The sequence below is a fragment of the Mucilaginibacter sp. genome, from assembly GCF_036568825.1.
In the GTDB taxonomy this organism is placed as follows: Bacteria; Bacteroidota; Bacteroidia; order Sphingobacteriales; family Sphingobacteriaceae; genus Mucilaginibacter.
Genome location: NZ_DATCRU010000004.1, coordinates 32,022 through 45,337 on the forward strand (window position 1 = coordinate 32,022; position 13,316 = coordinate 45,337).

Here is a 13,316-nt window from a genome sequence, read left to right on the forward strand (position 1 = left end):
GCCTCTCACCTTCGGGATGAGGGGCTTTTGTGCTTTATTTGGTAAACTCCATCACAGTGGAGTCGGGGGAGAGAAGTTTAAGATTGTGCTCATCCAGCTTTTGTATCACAAACTTGCTGTAAGGTTGATTGCCCTGGAAAGACGAATATATCGTATCGCCCTTTACAAAATAGTCCTCTGCATACTGCAGATCGCTATCCATCGCAAACTTCTTCTTGGTGATCTTTAGTTTGGTATCGCCGTCTTTTAGCTTCCAGTCGCCCTGCAGCCTGCCATCACCTGAGCCGCCACCGGAGTTAGGGTTTGAACAAGCAGCTAATAAAAGCAGAGCCCACACAAGACTTAGCCCTATGCTTTGGCGGGATAATATAGAAGCAGATATTCTCATAGCATTAAAATAGAAAGCACCCCGTTAGGGTCCGGGATGCTTCGGTTTTTGTAATATAAAATTACATTTTTTTATCCTTCAATTCGGACTCTTTCAGATAAACTTTATGACCTTTTTTATCAACATAATAGTATTGAGAGTGACTGTTGATATAAACGGTTTCGCCATTTGGCCCGCATTTGCCTTTATATTGCTTATCGACGATTGTTGAAGCACCTTTTACCGCTAATTCCGAAGTTTTATTGCCAACTTTTGTGGCTGCGTCTCCAACCTGTCTGGTTGTTCTGTGTACCTTGGTCTTAAAGCTGGTAGTGTCTTTACGCTTTGTAGTATCTTTACTTTGTGCTTGTGCCTCGCCGGCTACAAATAATGCCGCAGCAAACAGTGCGGCTCCTATTACCTTTTTCATGGGGTTTGTAATATAAATTAATTAAGTAATTAACTAAGTTGGGCGGCTAAATGTTTCATCTCTAGAGCCGGGTTCCGTTTCTCGTACAAAATACTGTAAACAGCACTGCAAATAGGCATAAAAACTTTGTATTGTTTGTTTACCTGGTGTAAACAATTCACAGCATAATATCCTTCGGCAATCATATTCATTTCAAGCTGGGCGGACTTTACGGTATAACCTTTGCCTATCATATTACCAAATGTGCGGTTGCGGCTGAATTGCGAGTAGGCAGTCACCAATAAATCACCTAAATAGGCTGATTCTTTTATATCGCGGTCAATGGGGTGAACAGCCTTTACAAACCGTTCCAGTTCGCGGATGGCATTGGATATTAAAACCGATTGAAAGTTATCGCCATATCCCACGCCATGACAAATGCCGCTAGCAATGGCATACACATTTTTTAATACCGCGGCATATTCGGTTCCATAAATATCATCGGATACAATGGTACTGATGTAACGTGTACTGAGCATTCCTGCAAAGCATGCAGCAAGCTCGTTATCGCCTGACGCAATAGTAAGATAGGATAATTTCTCAAGCGCCACTTCCTCAGCATGGCAAGGCCCGCTGATCACCATAAAATTATCGAAGGAAATATTATACCGTTGATTAAGAAACTCCCCAATAATCTGGTTCTCATCCGGTACAATGCCTTTTATTGCTGATACTACTTTCTTGCCTGCAAAATCTTCCGGAGTGATGCCTTCCAATGCTTCTTTCAAAAATGCAGCTGGAACATTGAGCAGAATAATATCTGCCTTTTCAATTAATGACTTCAGATCGGTAGAGATATTCTGAGCAGGAACTTTGATTTCGACGGAACTTAAGTAGTTGGGATTATGCCTGAACTGACGAATATCTTCGGCTGCTTTCTCGTTACGCATCCACCAAAAAATCTCTTTCTCCACGGGATTATCCGTTAACATTTTAATATTAGCTGTTGCCCAGCTCCCCCCGCCGACGATTAATATTTTGTTATGCATTGAGTTTGGTGTGGTATTAATGTGCAGATATGCAGATGTGCAAATGTGCGAATTTGATTTTTAGATGTCAACTATGCGATGTGCAAAAGGATAACAAATAAAAAAGGCCTATGTTAATTACATAGACCCTCCCGTATTTAACAATCAAAATAATCTAATCAATAAAAGTTAATTTCATCTGCACATCTGCACATCTGCATATTATTTTCCTTCCCCGCTGAACAGCTTGGATTTATCTACTTTTTCAACTTCCATCTTATCGTTCAATGTTTTGGAAATGGCGGTGTATGGCGCTGATACTACTTCATCGCCTGCTTTCAATCCTGACAATATCTGGATATAAGAATCATCCTGTATGCCTGTAGTTACCGTTACCTGCTTTACTTTACCGGCGCTATATACAAACACATATTCTTTTGCAGCGGTAGTGATCTTCGCTTTGTTATCGCTGTTGTCGTCAGGCTTATTATTGTCATTAGTTGAAGTAATAGCCGTTTTGGTATCCTGGCGCGTAGTTACCGATTGGATTGGCACTGACAGCGTTTTGGCGTGATTAGTTAAAATTTCAACCGTTGCTGTTAATCCCGGACGGAAAGGCGATGGATTAGCTGCTGTTTTATTCAGTAAAGCAACGTACGATTTTGGATCAATCCTTACTTTCACTGTAAAGTTGGTTACCTGGTCGGCAGTAGTACCTACCACATTGGCTGCACTGCCTATTTCGGTTACTTTACCGCTGAATAATTTATCCTGGAAAGCATCTACCTGTATTTTTGATGAATCGCCAAGCTTAATACGGTTAATATCGTTCTCGTTCACATCAACATTTACGTCCAACTGGTTCAGATCGGATATAGTCATGATCTCAGTACCTGCAAACTGCTGGGTACCTAAAACACGCTCGCCTTTTTGGATTGACAATTTTGATATCACACCATCCACCGGAGAATAAATAGTGGTCTTATTCAAATTAGCTTGTGATTCTTTAACCGATGCGGCTGATTGAGCCAGTCCGTAATTTGATCCTGCTAAATTCTGCTTAGCAGCTTCCAATTGTGCTTTAGCACCTTCATAGCTGGCTTTTGCTGCATCAAATTCGGCAGCAGTCAGCACTTTATTATCATACAACACCTTATCACGTTTGTAAATAGCCGCCTGGTTTTCGTAGGTAGCTTGTGCCTGTTTCAGCATCTGGGTAGTGTTGCCTACACTGGCTTTTTGCGAATTGTAGGCAGCTACCGAACGGTCATAATCAGATTGCAAAATATCAGGACGAATCCGGCAGATCAACTGGCCTTTTTTCACCACGTCGCCTTCCTTTACCGGCAACTCAACCACTTCGCCCGATACTTCCGGACTGATCTTAACTTCGACGTGGGCCTTTATTTTACCGCTGGCAGATACCGACTCGTTAATAAAACGTGTGTCCGCTTTTTCGGTAGCAACCTGTGTTTTTGGTGGTTTGCCCCAAACGCCGGCCGCTTTGCCAACAATATAAATGACAACCAAGGACCCAAGGCCTATTAAAACATATTTAGTAGTTTTTCCCATTTTTATAAATTCTAAATACTAATGTCTATCAAGTTAAATTCTAATATCTAAATCCTAAACTCTAAAGTTTGGATGCTAATTACTGATAACTGGTTAACCGATCACTGATAACTATAACTCAATCTTATTACCCAGATAATAATCGATCACTTTGCTTCTGAATATCATCGAATACTGCGCATTGATCATATCATTCTGCGCCTTATTATAATTGGTAACTGCCGTATTATAATCCAATGTGTTTACAAAACCTGCATCGTAACGCTGTTTGGTTACATTCAAAGCTTCCTTGGTCGACTCATAAGTGCGTCGTGCCGATTGGTAATTCTTTACTGCGGCCTGCAAATCTGCAAGGGCTTGTATAATAGTTTTGCTCAATGTGTTTTTCGCAAGCTGAGTAGTTACCTGTGCGTATTCATAATTCAACTTTGCTTTACGGACACCTGTACGAGCACTAAAATGATTGAATATGGGTATCTGTACACTTACTCCTATAGACTGGTTAAAGTTATTGCTAAACTGATCGAAGAAAGGATACTTAGAAGCATAAATAGGTGATGTAAACTGACCAACTACAGGTGTGTTTGTTCCCTGCACAGTTCCGATTTGTTGATCTACAGTAGCTACTCCGGTAACGTTTTGTGAGATACTGGAATAATTAGAACCCACTCCGCCAAATAATGATACAGTTGGATAATAGGCACCTTTAGCTACTTTAATAGCCTGCGCATAGCCTTCTTGTTGTAGTTCTGCCAGTCGAACATCCGGGTTAACACTTATAGACGTTTTAATTACCTCAGCAGCATCGTAAATAGTTTTTACATCGGTTAGTTTACTGATATCCGGTTTTTCAACGGTGATTTCAGTAGTTGGATCCATCTCCATGTATTGTTTCAGCACGATGATGGCTATATCTACCTGGTTTTGTGCAGTAGTCAAATTCAATTCAGCGGTCGATAATTGTGCTTGCGCCTGGGCCAAATCAGCACGGGTGGCATTGCCTTGGTCGAAGTTTTTCTGAGCTCTGTCCAAAGTGATCTTTGCCAGGTCTATTTGTTGTTTGGCGGCTATCACCAAATCCTGGTCGCTTAATATGGTCAGATAATCTGTCACCACGTTTAACAGTAAATCATTTTTGACCTTTGCTGTGCTGGTCTTATCTACATCAAGGGCAATTTTATTTTGCAGGATTTGATTGCGCAATTGTCCACCCTGGAAAAGCGTAAGCGATAAAGAAGCCTGCCCGTTAATATAAAGGAATGACTGGCTGGTATACGAATAAGTGGTAAGGTTTGGGCTGCGGCCAAAATTGTATGATCCCTGCGGATTAACCGACAAAGATGGCAACTGGTTATATTTTGATTGCTTGTAATCCTCAGTAGCAATAGCTGTTGTGATCTGCGATTGTTTTACCGACAGGTTATTGGCCAACGCCAAATCAATCGCTTTTTGCAGACTGATCACTTGCTGTGCATTAGCAGTTGTAAAGCTAAAAGCAGAAAGGCCAAGGGTAAAAGTTAATATGAGTCCTTTTTTTAATCTGAATATTAATTTCGTCATAAGGTTATATCCGAATATTTTTTAGATATGAGATTTGAGATGTTAGATTTGAGAATTATTAAAGATTATCATTATATTTTATTTATAGGTTACCTGTCTCAAATCTCAAATCTAGAATCTCACGTCTCAGCTAATGTATCTGGTTAAAACGCCCTGGCTGCTTAAACAATTCTATTCCAATATGATATGGAATAAGAGCCGCAAGCGCCGTAGCATTTTTGTCACTTTTGACGACGGCCCTATACCGATTGTTACACCATATGTTTTAAATATTTTAAAGCAATATAATGCAAAGGCTACATTTTTCTGCATCGGCGACAATGTAAGGAAACATCCGGATGTGTTTGAACAGGTAAAAAATGCAGGTCACAGTATCGGAAATCACACCTTTAATCACCTTAAAGGCTGGAAAACGGATAACAAAACCTACATCGAAAATTTTCTGAAAGCAGATGAACTGCTTCATGCCGATCTGTTCCGTCCGCCATATGGCCGCATCAGAAAGTCGCAGGCAAAACTGATCAAAAAAACAAAATCCGGCACCAAGATCATTATGTGGGATGTGCTAAGCGGCGACTTTGATACCGAGCTAAAACCCGAAACCTGCCTTGAGCATGTATTGCGGTATACCAGGAATGGATCAATCATTGTATTTCACGACAGCCTGAAAGCTTATGACCGATTGGAATATGTGCTGCCGAGGGCGATGGAAGAGTGGAGTAAGAAGGGGTACAGTTTTGATGCAATAGAACCTTAGGTTTTCATAAAATCACCGACACGAATTATATAACTGATAAAATGCCAGCTAAACCTAAATTATTAAGCCTTGTCTTTCTTTTAATTATCTTAAATAGTAAAGCTTTCGGTCAAGCTACTTTCTTCAAGCCTAATGCCATAAAAGATTCCATTAGCATTTCAGAATCACTAATAACCGCTAATAAAATTCATCCCATTTTACTGGATAGCAGTGGGAGTCTGCGGGGTAAATGGGTAGCCGGGAAAGTTATGTATAGTCCTGATGGATTATTGAAGGCTACTCAGTTGATCGGAGACCATAATTTTTACACCACAACAATAGAATATATCTATCATCAAAAAGTATTTAAGCAAGATCTGAATTACAAATCTGATTTTTCGAACTACCCGCTGACGAAAATTTATAGGTTGCCCGGTAAAGACCCTGCTTATCTTTTTTTACTTTCAGAAAGAGAGGCTTTACCGAATTATGAGCACGACCCGGTAACTGACTTCCTTAAGATAACCGCGTTCCCAAACGAAGCAGAGTTTAAACATATACAAAAAATCACCAATGTGGCATTGGTTCTCAGTATGAACAAAGATTCGTTATCTGAGGTGGCATTCCCTCCGACCAGTGATGACGATGACGACAATCAATTGGGCGAGCCTCAAAGCACCGAAGACACTGTAAGAAAAGATAGCTCCCAATCATTGGGTTTCATTTCGGATGTTAAGCAATCCCGCAAATATCCCAAGCCGTTTTTAAAATACGACACGTTGACGCATACGCTTAACTTTTTAGATATTTATTATAAAACTAATGTCGCCGGCGAAGTCGAAAGTGTCGATTTTTTACGTGTGCATTCGGGATCTTTTGACTATAAAGATTCTTTATTCGTATTGACAAAGGATACATTTTATTATCATCCTTCTTTGGAAACGCGTAAATTATTTGCGCGGAAAAATTACAAAGCGGGCAAATTCATCATTAAAACCGAAGCCTTTGAAAACTATCATGATTACGGAGAAGCGGGGATATTTCCGGAGTTAGAAATAAAATATAAAATAGGAAATCAGACACTAACCACTATAAACAATGCCGAGTTTGATGAAAAAGATAAAGACTTAAAACCTGATTATAAGCTACAAAATAACTCTGCGCTTATTTTATTATTAACAGATGAAACAAATGGTCACCGTTCAGGCATGTGTGGGGCTGCTACGTCCTCTGATTCCGATTTTTGGCTAATTAATAGTATCAGTAAACCGCCACAGAAGCTGTTCTCATTTTCGTATAGCACTTGTTACTCGAATGTGACCTATTCCTTTATAAGGAATGGGAAAAAAGTTACGGGCAGCCTCTATATCGATACTGAGTCAGAGGAAGGCAATAAGTATTTGGAAAATTCTTACTGGAAAAATAACTCAACTTACGTTTTTCTAATTAGTAATCCAGATGCAACTTTCTCACGTAATTTTTATCTGCATTTTAATTCTTCAAATAAAAAGATTCCCGTAACATTAACAGCAGGCAAATTATATGAAACAAAACGCTGAGCATCTCATATTCTGGCCAAATAAACTATCATAAACAAAAAGCGGTCGTCAGAATATATGACGACCGCTTTTTGTTTTAATTACCGTGGATTAGAATGCCTAATTTGTTACAGTAAAGTTGCTTGGGCTGGATATTGTCTGTCCGCCGGTATTAACATTGATCTTCATGGCGCCATTACCTGTATTTGATGGAACCGTTACAGTTATTGCAGTAGTGGTAATACTTAAAATATTGGCATTTACCGTTCCGAAGCTGACACTGGTGCCATAATAACCATTATTAAACCCGGTACCTGTAATTGTTACAATGGTACCTGCCACACCAGATGTAGGAGAAAAAGAGGTGATGGTAGGAACTGTGATTGTAAATGACCCGGGAGCTGTTATGGTCTGTCCGCCAGCTACTAAGGAGATTTTTAACGCCCCGGCCGGTATCCCTGAAGGAACATTTACGGTTAGCGTAGTTGATGATGAGGCATAGCCTGATGTACTATATGAACCGAAATTTACAGTGTAGTACTGCCCTGCTAAAAAAGTTCCCGTCAAAGTGACCTGGCTGCCAACAGGCCCGGATGAAGGAGAAAAGCTTGATATTGATGGAGCTGTAACTGTAAACTTCTGCGAAGCGGTAACGCTGTTAGGGCCAGAGGTTAAAACAAATGAATAACTACCCGGAGCCAGGCTTGCAGGTACCGTAAATTCAATCTGGTTGCCGTAATAGGTGTTTGCGTAAATATTAACACCTCCTAAAGTAGCGGTAACGCCGCTATATCCTACCGGGAAATTTGTACCGGAAACGGTAAATACAGTACCGGGAAGACCGGATGAAGGGGAAATAGAAGTGATCGCCGGAGCAGTGATGTTAAAAGTTCCCGGTAAATTAAATGTTTTTGAGTTATCAGTAACTGATATCGAAAAATTGTTGGTTGTGATATTGGAGGGCACCGTTGCTTGCGCAGAATTGTAGCTTAAACTTTGCGTAACCCCGCCAAATGATACGGTGGCTGAATTATAATAGTAAGAGCTTGGAAGATTATCGCCTGTAAATGTTATTGTCGTGCCCACAGGGCCTGATTTTGGCGAATAATCTTTGAAATTGGCCTGAATAGTAAAATAAGGCGAGCTTACATTTTGTCCGTCTATTGATATCTGGACAGGGATCTGGCTATTGTCGGACGCATTAATGCCTGATGGTACCGTAACAACAATCTGAGTTGATGATGCTGATACCACTGTTGCCTGGGCGCCACCAAATGTCACTTTAACATCAGCAGCTGCAGTCGAATAAAATTGCCCGTTTATAGTGATTTGGTCCCCCGATCTGCCGCTTGCCGGAGAGAGGCCGCTGGTTGAAAGAGCAGGCAAAGACACGGAAGTTAATGCTCCAAAAGCTGTTCCTTTTTCATTAGTTAAATAAGCTCTTACATATATCATAGGCGAGTAAGCGTTGGTTACGATTATGCCATCCACTTGTTTACTGTATGGCCCTGCCTGAGGATTTTGTCCCAAAGATACTTTTGTACCTACCGTTTCATTAATTTCCGAGGTTGTTGTACTATAAACAAATCCATAATCCAGGACTTTGAAACTGCCGGTGCTGACAATGTTCCCTTTAAGCATAACACTACCCGGAGCAAGTGCAGTTACTGAAATTGTTTGTACCTGGGGATCTGCACTTTTATCCTTTTTACAACTTTGAAATTGAGTTGACGCCAAAAGCAATATTACTATGCTAAGGCAAGCTTTGAGCTTTTTCATTTAAGTTTAGGTTTTTAAATTAAAATGAGTATCCCAATCTGATGCCATTTATCAGGCTTGGGCCAAATGTTGTGTTTGTGTTTTTTACAGAAGCATTACCGGTATTAATCCCTGTTGATGGCGTGGTGACAACGCTAACTTCTTTCCAGTTAGTTTTAGAAATATTGTAATCAAATTCATAGCCAAAAAAGAAATGCCTGGCTATGTAAAAATCAAAACCTGTAAATAAGTTCAGACCATATCGTGTGTACCCTGGCTGTTCCACATTAGTGATGGTTGTGCCGTTGCTATAGTAGGTGTAATACCATGCATTGGTAACAGTTGTAGTTGATTGATTGTTACTGGTAACCTCGCTGGATGATTTTTCTGTTATTGAAAAATCAGCTCCGATATAAGGAGATAATCTTTTTGTGCCTTTAAAATGCTTTTCAACACCGAAGTTAGCTCCAACTGTAGTTGATTTTTTTTGATCGTTATCAAAATAACTATTGGTGCCGTAAGGGTTGTTTACGTTATTAGAAGAATCAATCCGGGTGACATTAAACCCGAGCCTCAATGCAACAGAGGGCGAAACAAAATACCGGAATTTGATCTGGTTAAGTGAATTGTTCAGGCTGATCTGTCCGTTAAACGGATTAACATTGAGCTCAGTAGTTAAACTTTTGGTAGTTGGCTTTAAGTTATTTGAGCTGTCAGTTTTTGTGGTTTGAGCGAAAGCTCCGAGGGTGGCAAATATACTTGCCATGATAAGTATAGTTCTTTTCATTGTTATGTAATAAGATTCGGGCGCAAATATATGATTAGGATCGAATTATATTACAATGAAATTTATTTTATAAATATTAAAATATGGTTTAGTTATTAACCACCCTTCGGAATTAGGATTATAATATTACTGTTGCATTGTTTTCGCCGGTGTAAGGCTCAGCAACTACTTTCTTAACCATGTGTTCGCTGTTCAGATTGCTGATGTTCAGGAAAGCTGAATAATCGCTGTTCAGGTTAGCTTCTGCGGTAGTACCTCCAATATCTGCCTTAGCGCGGTCATTTACTTTAACATTTACAGCATAAGCATCTAAACTTAATTGTGCTGATGCATTGTTGTACAGGCTTACGTTAAGCTCAAGAGCAGAAAGTTTACCAAATGATTTTACCTGTGCATTGTCATAAACAGATAAGTTGAACAGGTTGCTTACTGTAACCCAAACTACCAGTTTTTCGGCTTTGTAAGATGAGATGGTAAGTACGCCGTTTTTGTTTTGCACCAAAGCATTTTCTGAATAATACTTGTTGTAAACTTTTACCTGGTCGGTAGTGCCATCTGATAAGTAAAGCTCTACGTTGCCATGAACTTCGATTTTACTGATGTTACTGATCTCAGTTAAAACGGTAACGGCTTCACGGTCTTTGTTACCGGCAAATGCTGACTGGCTGATGCCAAGTACAGTTACTATTGCTATTGCGAGGGTTAAAATTGACTTCTTCATTGTGTTGATATTTAATGTTTTACTAATTGTTGTTCTTTTTTGACAGGGGTATGCCAAAATGGATGCCCATTAAATAACTATCTGATCATCAATAAAATAAAATTTTAAGTATTTGCCACATGTACGCTATCGTACAGTTTTTGTACGCAAGCGGACGGTCTTGGTTAGTTAATCGGTTAACCGGTGACCAGTGATTAGGTGCTTTTCGGGTGTTAAATTAATAGCTGATTAACTAGTCACTGATTAACCGATCACTGATTAACTAACCCCCTATTTAGAACATCTCCAAATTACATTTAAACAAAATACTGACACCATTTAGCTGCAATTTTTATAAATTCGCTGCTCGACTGAATATAGTAGGTCAGCTGACACCGAATTCGTTTATTTTACTAAAAAATCAATACCATGGCTTTTGATTTAGATATGATCAAAAAGGTTTATGATCGCTACAGCACCCGCGTGGCTGCTGCCCGTAAAGCGACCGGTAAACCACTTACCCTGACTGAAAAAATTTTATATGCCCACTTATCCGAAGGCGACGCACACAAGGCTTTTGCCCGTGGAGTGGATTATGTTGACTTTGCACCTGACCGCGTGGCGATGCAGGATGCAACTGCACAAATGGCGCTGCTGCAATTTATGCAGGCTGGCCGTCCAAAAGTTGCAGTCCCGTCTACCGTGCATTGTGATCACCTGATCCAGGCTAAAGTAGGTGCTGAAGCGGATTTGACCACAGCAAAAGATACCAACAAGGAAGTATATGATTTCCTGGCATCGGTATCCGATAAATATGGCATCGGTTTCTGGAAACCAGGTGCTGGTATCATTCACCAGGTGGTGTTAGAGAACTACGCTTTCCCGGGTGGTATGATGATCGGTACCGACTCGCACACACCTAATGCAGGTGGTTTGGGTATGATCGCTATCGGTGTTGGTGGCGCTGATGCTTGCGACGTGATGGCTGGTCTTCCATGGGAGCTAAAATTCCCTAAGCTGATCGGTGTAAAACTGACCGGCAAATTATCCGGCTGGACCTCAGCAAAAGACGTGATCCTGAAAGTTGCCGGTATCCTTACTGTAAAAGGTGGTACAGGCGCTATCGTTGAGTACTTTGGCGAAGGTGCACGTTCATTATCAGCAACCGGTAAAGGCACTATCTGTAATATGGGTGCCGAAATTGGTGCTACTACTTCAGTATTCGGTTATGACGAGAAAGCTGCCATTTACCTGAGAGGAACAAAACGTGAAGAAATTGCTGCATTGGCAGACGCTATAAAAGAACATTTAACAGGAGATGCAGAAGTTTATGCTAATCCAGAGCAATATTTTGACCAGGTGATCGAGATCAACCTGAGCGAACTGGAACCACATGTAAACGGTCCGTTCACACCAGACCTGGCATGGCCGATCTCAAAATTTGCTGCAGCAGTTAAAGAAAACAATTGGCCTGCAGCTTTAGAAGTTGGTTTGATAGGTTCATGCACTAACTCATCTTATGAAGATATCACCCGTGCAGCGTCTATCGCTCAACAGGCGGTTGATAAACACCTGAAAACCAAAGCTGAATTTACCATTACTCCGGGTTCTGAACAGGTACGTTATACAGTTGACCGTGATGGCTACCTGGATACTTTTGCAGAAATGGGTGGTGTGGTATTGGCAAATGCCTGTGGCCCTTGTATCGGCCAGTGGGCTCGTCATACAAACGATCCTAACCGTAAGAATTCTATTATTACCTCGTTCAACCGCAACTTTGCAAAACGTAACGATGGTAACCCTAATACCCATGCTTTCGTGGCATCACCAGAAATTGTAACTGCATTTGCAATATCAGGCGATCTGACCTTCAATCCATTGACAGACACCCTGACCAACGACAAAGGCGAGCAAGTAAAACTGGACGAGCCGCAAGGTATCGAAATGCCGATAAAAAGCTATGCAGTAGAAGATGCAGGCTATCAGGCACCAGCCGAAGACGGCAGCAAGGTAGAAGTGAAGGTTGATCCTAACTCATCACGTTTGCAATTGCTCGATCCGTTTGCTGCATGGGAAGGCACAGACCTTAGCGGTTTGAAACTCCTGATCAAAGCAAAAGGCAAATGTACTACTGACCATATTTCTATGGCTGGCCCATGGTTGAAATTCCGCGGGCATTTGGACAATATTTCCAACAATATGCTGATCGGCGCGATTAACTATTATAATGGTTTGGCTGATAGTGTTAAAAATGAATTGACAGGCGAATATGGTCCTGTACCTGCTACTCAGCGCGATTATAAAGCGCATGGTATCGGAACAATAGTAGTAGGCGACGAAAACTATGGTGAAGGCTCATCACGCGAGCATGCTGCAATGGAACCACGCCACCTGGGAGTGCGCGTTATATTGGTAAAATCATTTGCACGTATCCACGAAACTAACCTGAAGAAACAAGGTATGCTGGGCATCACTTTTGCCGATCCGGCAGACTATGATAAAGTTCAGGAAGATGACAGCATCGATATCCAGGGCTTAACCAGCTTTGCTCCGGGCAAGCAGTTAACTGTAGTGCTGCACCATAAAGATGGGTCTTCTGATTCATTTGCTGTAAACCATACCTACAATGCTCAGCAGATAGAATGGTTTAAGGCTGGTGGTGCACTGAATATCATCCGCAAGCAAATGGCAAATTAAAATTTCGGAATTCGGAATTTCGATTTCAGATTTATGATCTTATACAAGCCTCTCCTAAATGGGAGAGGCTTTTTTGTTATCTGACCCCGACACAATTAAAAGGCTAATCATAATTTTTCAAATCCTGATAATCCCTCAATCGTGTTCTTAATTATCCTTAACGT

General features: G+C 40.8%; 11 protein-coding genes. 3 read left to right on the forward strand and 8 right to left on the reverse strand.

The window, feature by feature from the left end; translation table 11 throughout:
• Window positions 1–34: 34 nt before the first annotated feature.
• The 5 genes from VIM89_RS00850 to VIM89_RS00870 form a co-directional block, all read right to left on the reverse strand.
• Window positions 35–388 (reverse strand): hypothetical protein, encoded by a 354-nt coding sequence (locus VIM89_RS00850; RefSeq protein WP_488154222.1) that lies wholly within the window; start codon window positions 386–388, stop codon window positions 35–37.
• 61 nt (window positions 389–449) lie between these two features.
• Window positions 450–797: a hypothetical protein gene (locus tag VIM89_RS00855; RefSeq protein WP_488154223.1), complete on the reverse strand. Its 348-nt coding sequence runs from the start codon at window positions 795–797 to the stop codon at window positions 450–452.
• A gap of 29 nt (window positions 798–826) precedes the next feature.
• Entirely contained in the window at window positions 827–1,825 is a 999-nt protein-coding gene (locus tag VIM89_RS00860; RefSeq protein ID WP_488154224.1) for an NAD(P)H-dependent glycerol-3-phosphate dehydrogenase, read from the reverse strand.
• Window positions 1,826–2,026: 201 nt separating this feature from the next.
• Window positions 2,027–3,376, reverse strand: a complete 1,350-nt coding sequence (locus VIM89_RS00865) for an efflux RND transporter periplasmic adaptor subunit (RefSeq protein WP_488154225.1) — start codon at window positions 3,374–3,376, stop codon at window positions 2,027–2,029.
• Window positions 3,377–3,487: 111 nt separating this feature from the next.
• The gene (locus VIM89_RS00870) at window positions 3,488–4,936 is read right to left on the reverse strand and encodes a TolC family protein (protein ID WP_488154226.1); all 1,449 of its coding nucleotides are present in this window, start codon (window positions 4,934–4,936) and stop codon (window positions 3,488–3,490) included.
• A 133-nt stretch (window positions 4,937–5,069) separates the two neighbouring features.
• On the opposite strand from VIM89_RS00870, the gene VIM89_RS00875 reads away from it, so the two are divergent.
• Window positions 5,070–5,693, forward strand: coding sequence for a polysaccharide deacetylase family protein (locus tag VIM89_RS00875; RefSeq protein WP_488154227.1), 624 nt, complete (start codon window positions 5,070–5,072; stop codon window positions 5,691–5,693).
• 41 nt (window positions 5,694–5,734) lie between these two features.
• Window positions 5,735–7,231, forward strand: coding sequence for a hypothetical protein (locus VIM89_RS00880; RefSeq protein WP_488154228.1), 1,497 nt, complete (start codon window positions 5,735–5,737; stop codon window positions 7,229–7,231).
• Between the two features lie 99 nt (window positions 7,232–7,330).
• Here the strand turns inward: VIM89_RS00880 and VIM89_RS00885 are convergent, their stop codons facing one another.
• From VIM89_RS00885 to VIM89_RS00895, 3 genes are all read right to left on the reverse strand, one after another.
• A complete protein-coding gene (locus tag VIM89_RS00885; RefSeq protein ID WP_488154229.1) occupies window positions 7,331–8,989 on the reverse strand; it encodes an IPT/TIG domain-containing protein in 1,659 nt (552 codons plus the stop codon).
• 19 nt (window positions 8,990–9,008) lie between these two features.
• Window positions 9,009–9,755: a hypothetical protein gene (locus VIM89_RS00890; RefSeq protein WP_488154230.1), complete on the reverse strand. Its 747-nt coding sequence runs from the start codon at window positions 9,753–9,755 to the stop codon at window positions 9,009–9,011.
• 118 nt (window positions 9,756–9,873) lie between these two features.
• A complete protein-coding gene (locus VIM89_RS00895) occupies window positions 9,874–10,476 on the reverse strand; it encodes a GIN domain-containing protein (RefSeq protein WP_488154231.1) in 603 nt (200 codons plus the stop codon).
• A gap of 408 nt (window positions 10,477–10,884) precedes the next feature.
• Between VIM89_RS00895 and VIM89_RS00900 the strand changes: the two genes are divergently transcribed.
• Entirely contained in the window at window positions 10,885–13,152 is a 2,268-nt protein-coding gene (locus tag VIM89_RS00900; RefSeq protein ID WP_488154232.1) for an aconitate hydratase, read from the forward strand.
• The last annotated feature ends 164 nt before the right edge of the window (window positions 13,153–13,316 follow it).